Genomic DNA, 18241 nt, shown 5'->3' on the forward strand with positions numbered 1-18241 from the left:
AAGACCGAAACCGCACTCGCCCTGGCCGAAACGCTGTACGGCGGCGAACAGAACCTGATCACCATCAACATGAGCGAGTACCAGGAAGCGCACACCGTCTCCTCGCTCAAGGGCGCGCCGCCGGGCTACGTCGGCTACGGCGAAGGCGGCGTGCTCACTGAAGCAGTACGACGCAAGCCCTACTCGGTGGTGCTGCTGGACGAAGTGGAAAAAGCCCACCCCGACGTGCACGAACTGTTCTTCCAGGTCTTCGACAAGGGCTGGATGGAAGACGGCGAAGGCCGCCGCATCGACTTCCGCAACACCTTGATCATCCTCACCAGCAACGCCGGTACCGAGCTGATCGCCAGCCTGTGCAAGGACCCGGAACTGATGCCGGATCCCGAGGGCATGGCCAAGGCCTTGCGCGAGCCGTTGTTGAAGGTGTTTCCGCCGGCGTTGCTCGGGCGCCTGGTGGCGATTCCGTACTACCCGCTGAGCAACGCCATGCTCGGGCAGATCGTGCGGCTGCAGTTGAACCGCATCAAGAAGCGGATCGAGGAGCGCTACAAGATTCCGTTCGAGTATGACGACTCGGTTGTTGAGCTGGTGGTGAGCCGGTGTACCGAGAGCGAGTCGGGCGGGCGGATGATTGATGCGATTTTGACCAATTCGATGTTGCCGGAGATCAGTCGGGAACTTTTGGCCAAGATAATCGAAGGCCAACAGGTGCGGAAGGTCGGTGTCGGGGCGGGGGAAGGCCACTTCTCCTACGCATTCTCCAGAGTGTAGAAGGACCAATATCATGTCGGAAATGTCCATCGGAGAGCTAAACTCTGGAACAATTTCGCAATTCATAGAAGACAAGTTTGGCGTTCCATCAGTGGAAAGCAAGAAGTATGCGAAGATCGCCGCCTATCTGTCCGACAAGAACAAGTTCTGCGAACACCTGGGCAAGGTCGACTCATGGCTTTCTGAGATATTCGCTAAAGCAAACGAAGCGGGAGCATTCGCGAATTCGCCACAAGGGTTCAATTATCACGACACAGCGAAGGGGTACAACATCACCAGTCGCCTCCTTAACGCAGCGGCCAACAGCGTTGGCTGGGGAACAGGCATAAATCTGGTGCTGTCGGGCTTCACCCATCAGCCGGACTTCGTGAATTTCGTCAAGAAAAAGTTAATGTGGAAGGACATGGTGGCCAGCGCCCATGGTGAGTTCACGCACTCGATCCAGTGGCTGATCGTTTACTCGTTCATGCACGAAGAAGCGCCGATGCTCTACGCCGGTGCTTGCGACTACAAAGGACTGGAAGGGGAGTGGAAGGACAAGTATCTGTGGGACTTCCTCGTCGATTGCTTCCCCCCCGCGCCGGACACCAACGTCAATTGGACAACCAGCGTGCAGTCCAACAGTGGTCGTTCTCCCACAATCGCCAATGCATGGATACAGGAAGCTAATGGTTTCATGGGGCAGAGACTCAAAGAGCGCTATGGCCGCAGGAGATGGGCTCCGCCAGCGTATACAGGCGGCACCCAGACCGTTGAGCACTCGCATCAAAAGCACTTGGCGGAAAGCGGAATCGGTGGTGGCTACAAGAAAGAAGGTCTTACTTCCGAGAACGTCAGGGTCGAGCGGAAGTTCTTTGACGGAAAAAACAACTATCGGGGGCTGGTCACGACCTACAACGGAAAACCGAAGACGCCGGATGACCAGAAGGAAAAGAAGACCGGAATCATATTCGAGCGTGACGACAGCCAGCTGATTCCCAATTCGGCCCTTATGGTCGCGGTGAGCCAGTGTCCGTTCCCAGGATAGCGAGTTTGAATAACAGGGGATGGCTCAGAACAAACTGCATTCGTCGAGCATGCACGCTGATCAGCTGCTTTGAACTGGGTGTATGTAGTTGCGGTGACGCAACGATCAGCCAAGGATCGCGCTCACATGATGCTGCTTTCAGGCTGATGAAGCACGTGGGCAACGGGGGCGGGCAACGGGCCAGGTTAACTTTATCCGCGAACGTGATTTTACGAGGAGCAAGCCAATGCAACCATCCGCTCGTCTGACCGACCTTAACAAAGCGTGTGGAGTTAATTAGGTCGCATGAAAAAGTGCTGCTTTGTGGACTTGATATGCGACCTGTGGGCCCAGCAGCTGAATGCCGTGAACGGCAATGGTTTGACTAACATTTGTGTATCCGGTGCGACCCCGCTATTTCATTCAATTCTAGGATCTAATCACGAAACACGAGGTGATTTATGGTTGACTTGGTATGTAGCGTCTGCAAAAAGACTGCCTTGGGATTGGTAACGAAGCCGGTGAATCCATCGGACCAGCGCCATCGTAAATGCATCGGTGCAACGGTGGTCGCTCAGCAGAGCGTGGTTGTTCAGAAGTCCGCGCTTGCCGCAGAGGGACGGGAAAAAGCGACGGCGCGCAAGGCCCTGACTGGCCGCGACCACCAAGGAAATCATGACAGCCTAACCAAACCGGAAGTGCGCGGAGGTCCCAAGGGCGACCGGCACGATCACGGACGTCGTCAGAATGGCTCGGCTGGACAAAACTGAAAAGCTTTAAATATTCGTCCCGGGTAGCGGGGTCAGGTTCACTTGTCCGGGACGAACTGGGTCAGGGCCACTTTAGAAGTCAACCTGACTTCGTCTCCACGACCCGGTTACCACAGCTATATCGAGCCTCCTCCGGGCACCTTCGGAATCGCCAACGAGGAGCATGGCCGCGGGCGGTGAACCGGTTGGCCGCGCCTGCGCGCCACGCCGACGCAAGGGTGCATGGGCGGTCAGAGACCACATTTCACTAGGGAGAGTGCCGATGGGAAGGTTGTTGCGCAGTAAAGCAAAGGTCGACTATGCGGCTGTGACCGGCAGATACGACCGGTATTCGTTTATCTCACCCAAGAAGCCCAAGCGACCGAAGATCATCCGCATCAATGCGGCTAACGGGCGGGCCAATGCGGCGCCCCCGCTAACGTCGTGGCCGCCGCACGGCATGCATCGCGACGTCGTCTACCACGACGATCTGAACAACGCCATCGGTTGGGGCGTCAGGGCCAACAACGAGATTTTTCTGCCGTTCGCTTGGCTGGACATCCATTCCGGTGCGATCTGGCAAGGCCTGGAGCAGGAGGTCGCTGGCCTGGGAGCCGACGCACAGGCTTGCCAGCACTTCGATGCGATCGCGCAGGACATGCGCGCACTGCTGGCCAATACGCGCATCACCGAATGCGTCGGCGAGGCCGCCGCAGCGACCTGCGTCCTGGAGCGTCACCCCGGCGGCAACATGATCTGGGGCTACCATCTGCACTCGGGCACCGGCATTGACCAGATCTGGGAGTATCCACAGGGCGGTGGCGTTTCTCATTTCCTTATCGTGGAGGCAAAGGGCCCAGGCGCGGGGTTGAACTTTTCACTCTTCGTGCCACCGGGCTACAGCCAGATGGAGGAAGGCTGGATCGCTAACCATCTCTACAGCATGAACCAAAACGGGCACGCAGCGGGACAGAGGATCGTGGCGGCGATGGGAATGCAGTTCGTCAATGCGCATCCGAACTACATGGGTGCTAGTAAGAGCTACTTCGGGCTGTCTCCGGCCAGCCCGCACAAAAATTCAGCATCGCGCGTCTATGGGATAGTCGTGACCGCGCAGTGGCGTGCCGATGGCCGATTGGGCTATTCCGCGTCGCAACTCACGCAGTACTTCACGTAATACGCTGTCCCGACGGTTGCAATAATGGGGCCAAGGGGTAATGGGGGTCAGGTTAACTTATCGGTCGACAACAGCGACTTGCGGTGCCGACAAGCCGCTCAATGCCCGCAAAGAGATGCGTCTACGGCCACTGTGCTTGCGCGTCGGCGGAAACTGCAGTTCTTTGCACTTCCATCGCCGGATGGAGTTGTCTCCGGCGCAACAAAGGGTACATGCGACATTGGTCAGCGAGCACCGTGCGTCCGCTCGGCGCTGCCATTGGCAAGGTGCCGGTTTTGTGGCGGTGCAAGCCGGTGGGTAACAAGCCGCCCAGCGCGCTTTACCCATCTTCGCCACCGAAGAACAGAACGCGTGCTCCAAGAGACAACGCTTCGCTCCCTGCTATCGGTAAGCTATGCCGTTGGGGGGGAGGCATCAATGAAAATAAGTCTTGCGATAGCGATGTGCATACTGACATTGCCGGCTGCGGCGCAGTCGGCCTATAAATGCAGCGATGCAAAGCTGGGAACGGTTTACCAGTCCACGCCGTGCGCCGACGGCGCCGAGCAGAAGCGCTGGAACAAGCAAGCCGGGCCAGCCCCGACCGCAACGGCTGCGGCGACGCAGGCAGGCCCGAACACGGCGTCTGCCACGGGCCAGGAGTCAAACCTGGGCTTACGCCTGATCAGTTACGAGCGCCAGCCGAGCCCGGAGGCGTGTACGCGCGCCACCCATGTGCGCGACAGCGCCCGTGCCGATACTACGATGCGTGGCGATGTGGATTTCATGCAGGCCGTCGAGCGAGCGGTCGTGCAGGCCTGTCGCTAGCAAGGGCGTACGAGTCGCGCATCTGCAATCAAGGCATGCCAAGGAAGATCGATGCAAGAACGTGAAGGAGCTTCGGCAAGATGGGGCGAGTTGTTGCTCGTGGTGACGATTGCCTTCGGGCTGTCGATCTGGTCCAGCCTTTCGGCAGTGGCGCGCGATGCCGTCGAGCCGGTCTTCTCCGACGCGAGCCTGTGGGGCATGGTGTTCTACGAACTGCTCGTTCTGGCGATCTTGTTGCCAATGCTGTGGTTCCGCGGCTGGAGGCCGCAGTCATTGGGGCTGCAGTGGCAGCTGCGCGATTTGGCGGCGGGGCTCGGCTTGCTGGCGGTGTGCCTGTTGGTCACCTATCCACTGACGCTATTGAACTGGAGCTCGGGCAGCAGCACGAATCCATTCGATGCGATGGTCGTCGGGCGGCTGTCGATCACGGCCGTGCTGGCGATCTCGCTGATCAATCCGATCTTCGAAGAAGTATTCGTGTGCGGTTACGTGATCCGCGCCTTGGAGCCGCGGCATGGCCGGGCCTTCGCGGTGAATGTAAGCGTGGCGATCCGCACCTCGTATCACCTGTACCAGGGTCCGATTGGCGCCATCAGCATCTTGATGCTCGGGCTGATCCTGGGTTGGTGGGTGGCCCGGCGAGGTCGACTGTGGCCGGCGATCCTGGCGCATGGCGCGCTGGATCTGCTGGGGTTGATGGTCTACACCTGACTGGCCTGGCGTCGCCGCGATGTCGCACACTTGCCGCTTGGTCGAACATAGGACGAGGCGATGGCACGGCGATATGGATGGTGCGGGATGCTGCTGGGGTTGGTGGCCTTCGGCACGGTGGCGGCTGGTCCGACGCCCGGCGAATACAGCACCAAGCACGGCTGGGGCAGCCTGCAGGTCAGCGACAAGGGTGGGGCGCGCCACTTCGAGATTCTCGCCATGGGCGCCAACGGCCACAGCTGTTCGCTGGAGGGCACGCTGCAAGGCGACAAAGCAGAAGTGAGCGATGCCAGCGACGCGCCTTGCAATCTCTCGTTCAAGCCGGTGGCCGGTGGCTTCAGCATCGTTGCACTCACCCCAGATAGCTGTCGCGACTATTGCGGCATGCGCGCGGGTTTCGAAGGTGACTATCTGCAGTTGCCGGCCGGCTGCAACCTAGCGGCCAGCAGCCGACGACGTGAGGCGTATTTGCGGGACTATCGCAGCAAGCGCTATGCCGACGCACTTGCCGGCATGCAGGCGTTTGCGGGCGAGTGCGGCGGGTTCGTCAACTGGCTCGATCGCGACCGTTTCGCCAACGACCGCGCGCTCACCCTGTTGCGCTTGAACCGTCCGCAGGAGTGCCTGACGGCGCTGGATCAGACCATGGCTGGTCGCAGCCGTGACGAGGCCTCGTTCCAGGCGGAACTGGACAAGAACAGCACGATGCTCCCGCCCAGCGACTGGGATGCGTATCTGCCCATCGCCAGGTCCACCTGGTTCAATCGCAAACTGTGCGAGGCGGCCAAGCGCTGAGCGTGAGTGGCCCGTGTCGCTGCGCGCCGGCAAGCAGTGGCGTATCGCCTGCGGAATGTCACGCGACATCCAGCCGTTTGCGTGTCTGCGTCCAACGACGTTTCGTGTGGAGTGCTCAGGGCCTCTTGGATGCTTGAGCACCGTATCGATGGACTGACTTGCACTATGTGCCTGGGCGGAAATCAGCATGGCTTGCACCGGTTTGAGCTGGATGTCTCATGACACGCCAGGGACACACCATTCGGAGCCGACAAGGACAGGCTTCGCAGGAGATGCGATACGGCGCTCCCGATACGCCTGCACCGAGTGCAGATCGGTGCCACGGCGTCGGCTTCATTGCACTGCGCACCACTTGGCTCACTGACGCTGCGGCCGCGAGCTGGACAGGCACTGTTTGAACAAGGCGCAGATCGCGCAACAATGCACGCATGCACAGACTCCTGCTCGCCCTGATCTGCATGCTTGCCTCCCCCACCGCCACCGCCACCGCCACTGCCGCGTCCGCTCCGGAGCGGATGCTGATCTTCAGCAAGACCGCCGGGTTCCGTCACGAGTCGATTCCGACGGCGGTGGCGACCTTGCGCCAGCTGGCGGCAGAGCAGGGCATGGCGGCCGATCACAGCGAGGACGCGGATGTCTTCACTGCCGACAACCTGGCGCGCTACCGCGTGGTGGCGTTCGCCAGCACCACCGGGGAGATTCTTGCGCCGGCGCAGCAGCAGGCGTTCGAAGGATTCGTTCGTCGGGGTGGTGGCTTCCTGGGCGTGCATTCGGCCGCCGATACCGGCTACCAGTGGCCCTGGTACGGGCAGCTGGTCGGGGCCTGGTTCAAGGGGCATCCGCCGGGGCTGCAGTCCACGCGTGTGCAGCCTGAGCGCGATGGGCAGGCGGTCGGCGAGAGCTGGCCGATCACCGATGAGATCTACAACTACCGGCGCAACCCGCGCGGGCAGGTGCAGGTGATCGCCACGGTGGACGAGCGGCTGTATGCCGGCGGCACGATGGGTGCCGACCATCCCATCGCCTGGTGCCATGCCTTCGACGGCGGGCGGGCCTGGTACACCGGGCTGGGCCACGATGCGGCGGTGTATGCGAATGCGCAGTTCCTGGCCCAGCTGCGGCAGGGCCTGCGCTATGCGGCCGGGCGTGAGCGTGGCTGCTAGGTGCGTGGGCCTGATGGGGCGGGTGCGCTGATCAAAAGGGATCGGTAACGCTTTGACCATGACGGTTTAGCTGGCTGCAAACGCCGCCGCCGGCCGGTCGCCGCGTGCCAGCCAGGAGCGGCTACCTAACCGTAGCGCGCGGTCGTCAGGTGGCTGCGGGCGGCGCGGAGGAACCGGCGTGTCCGCGCGGTACATGCCGCACCGAGCACCGGCCGCGCCCGGCTGGCGGTGAGCGCAGTCGTTCTGCGGGCGGCTCTTAACCGTTACGTCTCGCCTGTTCCGCTTGCTCGCCAATGCGGGATACTGCGCATCCACGCAGGCGAGAGGGACCTCGATGTCCGAGCTGCCGATCACCGAGTTGTTGCAGGCCTGGCAGCGCGACGAGCCCGGGGCGGGCGATGCATTGGCGCGGCAGGTCTATGAGGTGCTGCGGGCCACCGCCTTGCGCGAGCTGCGGCGCGACGGACGCGCCGGGTTGCAGGCCACCGATCTGGTGCATGAAGCCTGGCTGCGGCTGGAACAAGGCCAGCAGGCGTTCCGCTCGCGCACCCACTTCTATGCGGTGGCGGCGCTGCAGATGCGGCATCTGTTGGTGGACCTGGCGCGCCAGCAGGCCAGCGCCAAGCGGATGGGGCAGGCGGTGACGCTGACCATCAGCCTGTCCGATGGCGCGGCGCGACCGGAGGCGTTGATGCTGGTGGCCGATGCCTTCGACAAGCTGGCGCAGGTGGACGAGCGCAAGGCCCGCGCGTTCGCGCTGACCGAACTGGTGGGTTTCAGCGTGGCCGAAGCCGCCGAACAGCTGGAGGTGTCGGTGCCCACGCTGGAGCGCGACCTGCGCTTTGCGCGGGTCTGGCTGGCGGCGCAACTGTGAGCGTGGCCGCCACCACCTGGCAACGGCTGGAGGCCTTGTTCCACCAGGCCTGCGCGTTGCCGCCGGCAGAGCGCGAGGCCTTCGCGCGCGCGCAGGCAGGCGAGGATGCCGTGTTGCGCGATGAATTGCTGGCGATGCTGGCGGTGGAATCGCAGGCCACCTTGCGGATACGCACACCGTTGAAGCAGGCCGTGGCCGCCTTGCACGCACCGCTGCCGGAACTGCCGGCGGGCACGCGCTTCGGCGCGTGGGCGATCGACCGCCTGCTCGGCGCCGGCGGCATGGGTCAGGTGTACCTGGGCCACCGTGCCGATGGTGCCTACGAGCGCGAGGTGGCGATCAAGCTGATGGCTGCCGACGCGCTGGATGCGCAGGGCCGGGCCTTGTTCGAATTCGAATGCCGGTTGCTGGCGCAGATGGTGCACCCGGCCATCGCGCAGATCCACGACGTGGGCACCGACGCCCAGGGCCGGCCATACCTGGTGATGGAGTACCTGCGCGGCGAGCCCATCACCTGGTGGTGCGACCAACACCGGCTGTCGTTGCACGCACGCGTGCTGCTGATGCTGCGGGTGAGCGAGGCGGTGCAGCATGCACACCAGAAGGGCGTGATCCATCGCGATCTCAAGCCCAGCAATGTGCTGGTCAGCGACATCGACGGGCGGCCGATGCCGGGGGTGATCGATTTCGGCATCGCCATCGATGCGGCCAACCCGGGGCTGACCTCGGCGCATGGCCGCGGCACGCCCGGCTACATGAGCCCGGAGCAGGCGCGCGGCGCGCAGGAGGTGGACGCCCGCAGCGACATCTATGCGCTGGGCGCGATGTTCTACGAATTGAGTTGCGGGCTGGCGCCGGTGGCCGGCAGCGATGGCGTGCCGCTGCCGCCTTCGCAACGGGTGGCGGCGGTGCCGGCCGATGCGCGCGCACGCATCTGCGCGGCGCGTGCCACCAGGCCTGCGCAGTTGCTGCAGCAGCTGCGCGATGGCCTGGATGCGATCGTGTTGCGTGCCCTGGCGGCCGAGCCGGGCGCGCGTTATGCCTCGGTATCGGCGCTGCTGGACGATCTGCACCGCTGGCTCGACGGCTACCCGCCGCGCGCCCTGCAGGCCGGCCGCTGGCTGCGGCTGTGCAAGTTCATCCAACGCCATCGCAGCGGTGCGCTGGCCGCCGGGCTGGTGGCCGTGGCCTCGATCGGCGGCGTGGGCGCCACGCTGTGGTCGCTGCAGCAGGCCGCGCGCGATGCGCAACGCGCCCGCGTCACCGGCGATTTCATGAGTTCGGTGCTGTCCAGCGTGGATCCGGGCGTGGCGCAGGATCTGGACAAGACCTTGATGCTGCGCGTGCTGGAGCAGGCCTCGCAGCGCGCCGCACGCGAGCTGGCCGGCCAGCCCGATGCGCGCACCGATGTCGAACTGACACTGGGCCGTACCCTGATTGCGCTGGCCAAGTATCCGCAGGCGGTGGAGCACCTGCGCACCGCGCAGCGGCTGGCGCGGGAAAGCGCGGGCGAGGGCAGCCTGCCGGCGCTCAAGGCCACCTCCATGCTGGGCCAGGCGCTGCGCGGCGCCGGCCAGCGCGAGGAAGCCGCGCAGCTGCTGCGCCAGGGCATTGCGCAAGCGCAGCGCGGCGATGCGCAACAGCAGACCATGGGCAACGACATGCGCGGGTGGCTGGCCTGGACGCTGCGCGACCAGGGCCGCATCGCCGAGGCCATGAGCGAAAGCCGGCATGCCTACGTGGCGGCGCTGGCCAACCCTGCCACGGGTGCGGACCAGCGCATCAACGCCGGCAACGTCTACGCCGCGATGCTGGCCGAGGTCGGGCAGCTGGCACCGGCGATCGCCCTGCAGCGCGCCCTGTTGCGCGACCGCATCGCCCTGGACGGGGCCGAGCATCCGTTTGTCCTGTCGATGCGCAACAGCCTGTCGGTGTATCTGCTTATGCAGCGCGATTTCGCCGGCGCAGAGGCCGAGCTGGCGCCGCTGCTGCAGATCCACCGCAAGCTCTATGGCGACAACACCGCCGACACGCTGATGGTGGAAGGCAACCTGGCCGGTGCATTGCGGCAGCAGGGCAAGGTGGCCGAGGCCGGTCCGCATTACCGGGCGGCGTTGGAGCGCGCGCGCGCGGTGTTCGGCGAAGACGCGCCCGAGACGATCGCCTTCCGCAGCAACCACGCGTTCTGGTTGCTGGATGCCGGGCAGGCGGCGCAATCGCTGGCCGAACAGCGCGCCGCACTGACGGCCTCGCTGCGGGTATTGGGCCGTGCGCATCCGCAGACAGCCGAGATCCTGCGCGGCATGTCCGAAGCCGAGCGCACCCTGGGCCAGACAGCGGACGCACGCGCGCATGCGCAGCAGGCGGTGCAGATCCTCACCGGCATCTTCGGCAACGCCGAGGAGCCCCTGCGCGCCGCGCGCCAGACCCTGGCGCAGGTGCAACCGGCAACGCCGACGCCCGCCGACGCCGACGCAGCCAGTACCTCGGTGGTGGCGCAGCGCTGAGACGGATTGTCGGGTGGGCGGCGAACAGGCGCGCCACAGTGGCCGCCACCGATTGCATTGAAGCGTTGCCATGCAGCCCGCCGCGCGCCTGACCGACCTGCACGTCTGCCCGATGGTGACCGGGGTGGTGCCGCACGTGGGCGGCCCCATCCTCGGCCCCGGTGCGCCCACGGTACTGATCGGCGGCCTGCCTGCCGCGCGCATCGGCGATGCGGCGGTGTGCGTCGGCCCGCCGGACAGCATCGTGGCCGGTGCGCCCACCGTGTTGATCGCCGGCCAGCCGGCCGCTCGCCTGGGCGACAGCACCGCGCATGGCGGGGTGATCACCCTGGGCTGTTTCACCGTGCTGATCGGCTGAGCGCGGACGGCCGCGTGGCGATGCTTGCTGCACGTTCCCGGCGTGCGTGGAAACCACAGCCGCGATGCTGCGGCGGCATAGCGCCCGCAACAGGCGCAACGCCGGCGCGCAGTACGTGCTGACCGGTCACAACGCGTCATCGTCGAACATGCATCCGCGCCGCAGTACTCCTTCGTCATCTTGCCGCCCCTTTGGAGAGCCCCGATGCAAACCGCTACCCGCCTGCAGCCGGAGACCTTGCAACACGCCATCGATGCGCACCGCAGCGGCCAGTTCGACCGCGCCGCGCAGTTGTACAGGCAGGTACTGGATGCACAGCCTGCGCACGTGGGCGCACAGCATTTCCACGGTGTGCTGCTGCATCAGCGCGGGCACAGCGCCGCGGCCGTGGCCTCGATCACCCAGGCGCTGGCGCTGGATCCCGCCCAGCCGGATGCCTGCAACAACCTGGGCAATATCCACCGCGAATGCGGACGCCTGAGCGATGCCGAACAGTGCTATCGCCGCGCGCTGACGCTGGCGCCTGCCCATGCCGATGCACTGGCCAATCTGGCCGCGGTGCTGGAAGCGCAGCGGCGCCCCGAAGAAGCCTTCGTCACCTACGCGGCGCTGTTGCATACCTATCCGGAGTCGGCACAGGCGCACTATTTGATGGGGCTGTTCCTGCGCAACAACGCGCAGGCCGCCGAGCACCTGCAGCAGTCGGTGGAGTGCCTGCAGCAGGCCTGCACCCTGGCACCGGAGCATCTGCCGGCGCGCGAGGCGCTGGGCACCGGGCTCTATCTGCTGGGCGAGCACGTGCAGGCGCAGGCGGTCTACCGCGCATGGCTGGCGCGCGAACCGGGCAATGCGGTGGCCGCGCACATGCTCGCGGCCTGCGGTGGCGCCGCCGCCCCGCCACGTGCCGGGGACAGCTATGTGCGCGAGCTGTTCGATGGCTTTGCCGACAGCTTCGACGAACAACTGCTGCACAACCTGGACTACCGCGCGCCGCAGCGCCTGACCGAGGCGCTGGCGGCATGCCTGCCCGCGCCGGGCGCCGCGTTGAGCATCCTGGATGCCGGCTGCGGCACCGGGCTGTGCGCGCCCTTGCTGCGGCCATATGCGCACCAGCTGGTGGGTGTGGACCTGTCGCCGGGCATGCTGGCCAAGGCGCATCAGCGCGGCGGCTACGATGCGCTGGAGGTGGCCGAGCTCACCGCCTACCTGCAGGCGACGCCTGCCCGCTGGGACGTGGTGGCCTGCGCAGACACGCTGGTGTACTTCGGCGCGCTGCAAACGGTGCTGGCAGCGGCGGCTGCCGCCTTGCGGCCTGGCGGCGTGCTTGGCTTCACCGTCGAGGCGCTGGACGCAGACAGCGATCGGGTCGACCTGGATGCCAGCGGCCGCTATCAGCACAGCCATGCGCATGTGTCGGCCGCCCTGCACAGCGCCGGTCTGCAGCCGGTGGTGATCACGCTGGATGTGCTGCGCAGCGAGCGTGGCCAGCCCGTGCACGGATGGGTCGTGACGGCGCGCACGCCTGCGCAGCGCTGAGACGAAATGTCGGCTTTGCCCGCTGCCTGCATGGGAGCATCGCCCTGGCAGTGATGGCCCGTGACCGGCACGCAGCGGTGCGTGCAGGCCGGCGATTGCGCACTGCCGGCCGGCGCACCCCGCGTTGCCTACCCACCTGTGGATGCTTCGATGCCGCGCACCATCACGCTGCACTCCGACCTTGGCGAGCGCCTGCGGCTGCACCGCATGCAGGCGCACGAGGCCTTGGGGCAGCTGTTCGACTACCGCATCGACGCCCTGTGCACGGACGCGCAGCCCAACCTGGGTGCACTGCTCGCCACGCCGGTGGCCGTCCAACTGGCCGACGACAATGGCGAGCAACGCTGGTACCACGGCATCGTGGCCAGCTGCGCGCAGGCTGGCGTCACCGTCGTCGATGCGATCGCCTACACGGTGCTGGAGCTGCACCTGGTGCCGCGGCCCTGGCTGCTCACCCAGCGGCGCGATTGCCGCATCTACCAGGACCTGAGCGTGCCGGAGATCGTGTCCAGCGTGTTGGGCGAGATCGGCTACAGCGATGTGCAGCAGCAACTGAGCACGCAGTACCCCAAGCGCACCTACTGCGTGCAATACCGCGAAGACGATTTCAGCTTCATCAGCCGGCTGCTGGAGCAGGAAGGCATCTATTACTACTTCACCCATGGCCGCAATGCGCACACCATGGTGTTGTGCGACGCGCTGGGCGCGCATGCGCAGCGCAATGGCGTGGACAGCCTGCCGTACGTGCCGCCGGAGCTGGAAGACCGGCGCATCCTGCGTTCGGTGGTGAGCCGCTGGCGTAACGCCCGCGCGCTGCATTCCACCCAGCATGCGGTCACCGATTACGACCCGCAGCAACCACGCGCCTCGCTGGCAGCCGAGTTCGATGCCAGCGGCGCCGGTCTGCACCCGGTGGATGGCCTGGCCGCATTCGATTACCCCGGCCCGCATGCGCTGCAGGCCGATGGCAGCCGCTATGCGCAGGTCCGCACCGAGGCGCACAACGTGCAACGCGCCAGCCACCAGGCCACCACCAATGCCTGCGGGCTGATGGTGGGGGCGTTGTTCACCCTGCACGGCCATCCGCGCAGCGAGCTCAATCAGGAGTATCTGGTGCTCTCGGCACAGACCACGCTGGCAGCGCCCGGGCATGCCGACGCGCCACCGTTTTCCAGCACAGTGCAGGTGATGGAAAGCCGGCTGCCGTTTCGCAGCGTGGCGCGCACGCCCACGCCCAGCATCGCCGGCCTGCAGACCGCGGTGGTCACCGGCGACACCGACGAAGACATCGTGGTGGACGCGCGCGGCCGTGTGCAGGTGACCTTTCACTGGTCCGGCTCCGCACGCGCGCATGGCGCACCGTCGTGCTGGGTGCGGGTGGCCTCGATGTGGGCGGGCAAGGGCTGGGGCGCGATGAGCCTGCCGCGGGTGGGGCAGGAGGTGGTGGTGAGCTTCCTGGAAGGCGACCCGGACCGCCCGCTGATCGTCGGCAGCGTGTACAACGCCGATCACGCGCTGCCGTTCGCGCTGCCGGACAACAAGACCCAAAGCGGCGTGCGCAGCCGCAGCCTGCTCGGCGGCAGCGCGGATTTCAACGAGCTGCGCTTCGACGACAAGGCCGGCGCGGAAGAGGTCTACCTGCGCGCACAGCGTGACCTGTGCGAAGCGGTGCAGCACGACCATACCGCCACGGTGGACAACGATCAGGTGCTCACGGTCAAGCATGACCGCAAGGCGCGCATCGACAACAACGACAGCGTGGATGTCGGCAAGAAACTGCTGCTGCAGGCCGGCGAGGAGATCGAGCTGGTGACCGGCAGTGCGCGGCTGGTGATGAAGCAAAACGGCGACATCGTGCTCAGCGGCGTCAAGATCCTCGTCGATGCCACGTCCGAAGCCAAGACCACCTCCACCGCCATTAAGCTGATCGCCAATGCGCAGCTGCAGGCCAAATCGCCCGCCACAGAAGTGGCCGGCGATGCCACGCTGAAACTGTCCTCCGGTGGCATGCTCAGCGCCGAAGCCGGCGCCTCGGCCACGCTCAAGGGCCCGCTGGTCAGCATCAAGGCCGATGCCCTGGTGCAGGTCGGTGGCGGCCTGATCATGATCGGATGAGCGCGCCCATGCTCTCGCTGGCGCAGGCGTGTGCGGACATGCAGGTCTCCGCGCCGGCGCGTGCGCAGCTGGCCACGCCCATGGCGCCGCAGGCGGCGGTGCGCGCCCTGCTGGCGCATGGCCACGACGAGGATGCGATCAAGCTGCTCGCGCGCCTGCTGCCCAAGCGCTACGCGGTGGCCTGGCTGTGCCAGTGCGTGCGCGGCGAAGCGCTGGACGAGGAAGATCGCGCCGGTGCCGCGCTGGCGGAAAAATGGGTGCGCGACCCCAGCGAAGCGCATCGCCGCGCGGCGCAGGCGTTTGCGCATGCCGGTGGCTATGTGTCCCTGGGTGCGTGGCTGGCGGCGGCGGTGGCCTGGTCCGGTGGCAGCCTGGCGCCGCCCCAGCAGAGCACCGCGGTCCCGCCGGCCGAGCACCTGACCGCACGGGCGGTGGCGGCGGGCATCACCTTGCTGGCCGCGCGCCAGCCTGCCGCACTGGCTGCGCGTCGCAGCGGGTATGCCGCGCATGCGTTGGAGTTGCTCACCAGTGTGTGCGCGCCATGAGATCGCTTGTTGGTCATTGCAGCAAAGCGAACGATCCGGTGTGCGCAATGTTCTCCAGCCACTTCAACAGCGTGAAATCTGGGTTGTCGTGGGGCTTGGGCGCCATGATTGCATTGGCTGCAGGGCAGTGGGTCTGTGGTTGGGTTGCAGGGCCCTTGCCCGCCCACCGGCGCGGGACACGCCGTGGATCCTTCCTTGGAGGCTCTGGCGCGGCATCCATGCCGCTCAAGGTCCCGCGCCGGTGGGCGGGCAAGGGCCATTGGAGATGGTCGGCGTGTCTGGTTTGCAATAAAACAGCCAGCGGACTGTCTGGTGCGGTGTCCTTGCCGCTTGCGGGACCGTTGGCGGCATGGATGCCGCCAACGGTCCCCATGGACGGGTTAACGGCGTGTCCCGCGAGCGGTGAGGGCACCGCGCACTCGACCAACGCGGTTTGGGACTATCAAGGTGACCCCAAGGCGGCTAACAAAAAGCCACTGCGCAGCCGCTCGCTACCTTCTGTCAGCCGCACCACGTTTTTTTCTGAAGATCGATCATCATTTGCAGGAGCTCGTGTCGTGTCCAGTTCGCAGTTGATCCTCACCGTTGGCGGCGCGCATGCCGCACAGTTCGGACCCAATGCGCAGAAGCGGTTCGCCGGCACTGGCGGCAGCATCGGGCGCTCGGACGAGAGCGACTGGGTGCTGGCGGCACCGGGCGTGTCGCGCACGCATGCGGTGGTGCGTTTTCTCAACGGCATGTACTTCATCGAGGACCGCAGCACCAACGGCATGTCGCTCAATGGTGCGGCCTTGACCCGCTCCGACCCGTGCGCCCTGAGCGATGGCGACCGCCTGCAGCTGGACAGCTTCGAGATCCAGGTGCAGGTGCAACCGCTGGCTGTCGGAGCCGAGGCGACACCGGCCTTCGCCCCGCTGCTGGAGGCCATGGACGACCGTACCCAGGTGGCGCCGGCGCCCTCCCCGCTGCGCGCTGCACCGCCCGAGAGCCCATTGGATCTGCTGGATTTCGGTGCACCCTCGGCGCAGCGCAAGGCCACCGACGATTCCCTGGAAGGCTTGCTCTCAGGCAGCGCGCCGCGGGAGCTGGACCCCTTGCGCCTGCTCGACCCCATACCCGCCCCGGCGCCCAGCGTGGTACCCGGCGCGTGGAATCACAGCAGCGCCAGCCACGACCACTTCCGCCCGCCCGCCAGCGGCGACGCACGCGCCACCCTGCCGGAAAACTGGGACATGACCCTCGGCGACTTCGCACCGGCCGCCTCCACGGCAGCGCAGGCAGTACAGGCCGCTGCCGCTGCAGTCTCTGCGGCCAAGCAAACGCCTGGCAACGCGCCCGCCGGAATGCTGCAGCTGCCAGCGGAGCTGGATCGCATCTTCGCCATCGTGGTGGATGGGGTGATGGACGTGCTGCGCGCACGCGCGCAGATCAAGAACACCTTCCGCCTGCCGGTCACGGTGATCCAGCGGTCGGAGAACAACCCGCTCAAGTTCGCCGCCACCGCCGAGGACGCCCTGCAGAAATTGCTGGCCCCGCCCAGCCCCGCGTTCCTGTCCGGCGTGCCGGCATTCGAGGACGCCTTCGACGATATCCGCTGCCACCAGATGGCGATGCTGGCCGGCATGCGCGCGGCCTTCGACGCGATGCTGTTCCACTTCAGCCCGGACCGGCTGGAACAGGAAGCCGACGCCGGCGGCAAGCGTTTGAGCTTCGGCGGCAAGGGGCGCTATTGGGAGCGCTATCGCGATAACTTCGAACAGCTGCGCGGCGATCCGGACGACTGCTTCCGTCGCCTGTTCGGCGACGAGTTCGCCCGCGCCTACGAGGCGCAGCTGGCACGGCTGAAGTCGGCACGGCGCCAGCCTGCGGTGCGCGAATCGCAGGGATGACACGGCCGCGTTGCGATCGCAGCGGCGCAGGGCTTGGAGCGGCTACCAGACCGTAGCGAGCGGTCGTCAGGTGGGCGGCGGACCGCGCGGAGGAAGCGCAGTGCAGGAGCGGCACATGCCGATTCCGAGCACCGGCCCGCAATAGTCTTGCTGGCTGCTCTCAGTCAGGCAGCTGCTTGACGAACTCGATGAACGCCCGCAGCGCAGGCGGGGTGAGATTGCGGTTGGGGTAATACAGATAGGGGCCGGGGAAGGGCTGCCACCAGGGGCGCAGCACCGGTTCGAGCGCGCCCGATGCCAGGTGCGGCGCAAGCCATTGCTCGAACAGGTAAATGACCCCGTTTCCGGCGATCGCCGATTGGATCGCAAGGTCGAGGCCCCCGCCGATCTCCACCAGCAGTTGCCCACGCGGAAGGATGGTGACGATCTCCCCCTTGCGTTCGAACTCCCACTCGGCAATCGCGCCGCTGGGAAAACGACCACGGATGCAATCGTGGTCGATCAGCTCGCGCGGGTGGGTGGGCCGGCCACGCCGATCCAGGTAGCCGGGAGATGCCGCCGTTGCGCTGCGCTGCACACGCGGGCCGATCGGGATCGCCACCATGTCCTGCTGCAGCCGCTCGCCGTAGCGGATTCCCGCATCGCACCCGGCGGCGATCACGTCGACGAAGCTCTCTTCGGTCAGCACTTCGACGGTGATGTCCGGATAGGCCGCCAGGAACGGCGGCAGGATGCGCGGCAACACCAGCCGTGCCGCACTGACCGGCACGTTGAGGCGCAGCGTTCCGGCCGGCGTGTCGCGAAACGCGCTCACCACGTCCTTGGCGCCCTCCAGCTCGAGCAATGCCGGCTCGATGCGGGCCAGCAGCGCCTTGCCCGCATCGGTCAGCACCACGCTGCGCGTGGTGCGGTTGAACAGGCGTACGCCCAGCCAGGCCTCCATGCGCTTGATCGCATCGCTCACGTTGGATGCGCTCTGGCCCGCGCTCCTGGCCGCTTCCCGAAACCCGCCGGCGCGCGCGACCCGCACGAACGCCTCCATGTCGCCCAGGCGATTGCTCATTGTTCGGAAATCCGGACGGCCCGTTCGATTTGTACCCGATTGTCGCACAGAGGTCGCAGCCGTAGATTGCGGCAGCACTACCGAAGTGAAGCGTTTCCAGCCGCAGGCGCCGCGTAGCACAGCGTGTCCCCGATGCGCGTGCGCCGTTCCGCAGCGGCCGCTTCAACCCGATCGC

The 18241-nt window shown here is 66.0% G+C and carries 16 protein-coding genes, 2 other RNA genes and 1 pseudogene; 14 read left to right on the forward strand and 5 right to left on the reverse strand.

Annotation, left to right across the window (positions count from 1 at the left end):
• The coding region (locus XcodCFBP4690_RS09105) for an AAA family ATPase (protein ID WP_167394540.1) at positions 1-771 on the forward strand (771 nt) is incomplete at its 5' end.
• A gap of 13 nt (positions 772-784) precedes the next feature.
• A complete protein-coding gene (locus XcodCFBP4690_RS09110) occupies positions 785-1798 on the forward strand; it encodes a LirA/MavJ family T4SS effector (RefSeq protein WP_104540651.1) in 1014 nt (337 codons plus the stop codon).
• Positions 1799-1820: 22 nt separating this feature from the next.
• On the opposite strand, the pseudogene XcodCFBP4690_RS09115 reads toward XcodCFBP4690_RS09110, so the two are convergent.
• A pseudogene (locus XcodCFBP4690_RS09115) lies at positions 1821-1946 on the reverse strand (IS4 family transposase); the annotation flags it as partial.
• Between the two features lie 271 nt (positions 1947-2217).
• The gene (locus XcodCFBP4690_RS09120) at positions 2218-2454 is read right to left on the reverse strand and encodes a hypothetical protein (RefSeq protein ID WP_104540652.1); all 237 of its coding nucleotides are present in this window, start codon (positions 2452-2454) and stop codon (positions 2218-2220) included.
• A 355-nt stretch (positions 2455-2809) separates the two neighbouring features.
• Between XcodCFBP4690_RS09120 and XcodCFBP4690_RS09125 the strand changes: the two genes are divergently transcribed.
• The 5 genes from XcodCFBP4690_RS09125 (at position 2810) to XcodCFBP4690_RS09145 (ending at position 7179) form a co-directional block, all read left to right on the forward strand.
• Entirely contained in the window at positions 2810-3703 is an 894-nt protein-coding gene (locus XcodCFBP4690_RS09125; RefSeq protein WP_104540653.1) for a hypothetical protein, read from the forward strand.
• 417 nt (positions 3704-4120) lie between these two features.
• A complete protein-coding gene (locus tag XcodCFBP4690_RS09130) occupies positions 4121-4510 on the forward strand; it encodes a DUF4124 domain-containing protein (protein WP_104540737.1) in 390 nt (129 codons plus the stop codon).
• A 51-nt stretch (positions 4511-4561) separates the two neighbouring features.
• Entirely contained in the window at positions 4562-5221 is a 660-nt protein-coding gene (locus tag XcodCFBP4690_RS09135; RefSeq protein WP_104540654.1) for a CPBP family intramembrane glutamic endopeptidase, read from the forward strand.
• A 60-nt stretch (positions 5222-5281) separates the two neighbouring features.
• A complete protein-coding gene (locus tag XcodCFBP4690_RS09140) occupies positions 5282-6016 on the forward strand; it encodes a hypothetical protein (RefSeq protein ID WP_104540655.1) in 735 nt (244 codons plus the stop codon).
• A 428-nt stretch (positions 6017-6444) separates the two neighbouring features.
• Positions 6445-7179 carry a ThuA domain-containing protein gene (locus XcodCFBP4690_RS09145; protein WP_104540656.1) on the forward strand — a complete coding sequence of 245 codons (735 nt, stop codon included), beginning with the start codon at positions 6445-6447 and terminating at the stop codon, positions 7177-7179.
• Positions 7180-7298: 119 nt separating this feature from the next.
• On the opposite strand, the gene XcodCFBP4690_RS09150 is transcribed toward XcodCFBP4690_RS09145, so the two are convergent.
• Positions 7299-7374, reverse strand: a non-coding RNA gene (locus tag XcodCFBP4690_RS09150) — sX9 sRNA.
• Positions 7375-7513: 139 nt separating this feature from the next.
• Here XcodCFBP4690_RS09150 and ecfK point away from each other — a divergent pair.
• From ecfK to tagH, 7 genes are all read left to right on the forward strand, one after another.
• Positions 7514-8053: an ECF-type sigma factor EcfK gene (gene ecfK / locus XcodCFBP4690_RS09155; protein WP_104540657.1), complete on the forward strand. Its 540-nt coding sequence runs from the start codon at positions 7514-7516 to the stop codon at positions 8051-8053.
• The gene (locus XcodCFBP4690_RS09160; protein ID WP_104540658.1) at positions 8032-10560 is read left to right on the forward strand and encodes a serine/threonine-protein kinase; all 2529 of its coding nucleotides are present in this window, start codon (positions 8032-8034) and stop codon (positions 10558-10560) included. The genes ecfK and XcodCFBP4690_RS09160 overlap by 22 nt, the downstream gene beginning before the upstream one ends.
• A 70-nt stretch (positions 10561-10630) precedes the next feature.
• Positions 10631-10918, forward strand: a complete 288-nt coding sequence (locus XcodCFBP4690_RS09165; RefSeq protein WP_029218002.1) for a PAAR domain-containing protein — start codon at positions 10631-10633, stop codon at positions 10916-10918.
• A gap of 204 nt (positions 10919-11122) precedes the next feature.
• A complete protein-coding gene (locus XcodCFBP4690_RS09170; RefSeq protein WP_104540659.1) occupies positions 11123-12454 on the forward strand; it encodes a tetratricopeptide repeat protein in 1332 nt (443 codons plus the stop codon).
• A 150-nt stretch (positions 12455-12604) separates the two neighbouring features.
• Positions 12605-14569, forward strand: a complete 1965-nt coding sequence (gene tssI, locus XcodCFBP4690_RS09175; RefSeq protein WP_104540738.1) for a type VI secretion system tip protein TssI/VgrG — start codon at positions 12605-12607, stop codon at positions 14567-14569.
• Positions 14566-15114: a DUF6931 family protein gene (locus XcodCFBP4690_RS09180; protein WP_104540660.1), complete on the forward strand. Its 549-nt coding sequence runs from the start codon at positions 14566-14568 to the stop codon at positions 15112-15114. The genes tssI and XcodCFBP4690_RS09180 overlap by 4 nt, the downstream gene beginning before the upstream one ends.
• A 371-nt stretch (positions 15115-15485) precedes the next feature.
• Entirely contained in the window at positions 15486-17003 is a 1518-nt protein-coding gene (tagH, locus tag XcodCFBP4690_RS09190) for a type VI secretion system-associated FHA domain protein TagH (RefSeq protein ID WP_410049697.1), read from the forward strand.
• 40 nt (positions 17004-17043) lie between these two features.
• Here the strand turns inward: tagH and XcodCFBP4690_RS09195 are convergent.
• Both XcodCFBP4690_RS09195 and XcodCFBP4690_RS09200 read right to left on the reverse strand, forming a co-directional pair.
• Positions 17044-17120, reverse strand: a non-coding RNA gene (locus XcodCFBP4690_RS09195) — sX9 sRNA.
• 43 nt (positions 17121-17163) lie between these two features.
• Positions 17164-18045: a LysR family transcriptional regulator gene (locus tag XcodCFBP4690_RS09200; RefSeq protein ID WP_104540739.1), complete on the reverse strand. Its 882-nt coding sequence runs from the start codon at positions 18043-18045 to the stop codon at positions 17164-17166.
• Positions 18046-18241: the final 196 nt, after the last annotated feature.

This window comes from Xanthomonas codiaei (assembly GCF_002939785.1).
Lineage (GTDB): Bacteria > Pseudomonadota > Gammaproteobacteria > Xanthomonadales > Xanthomonadaceae > Xanthomonas > Xanthomonas codiaei.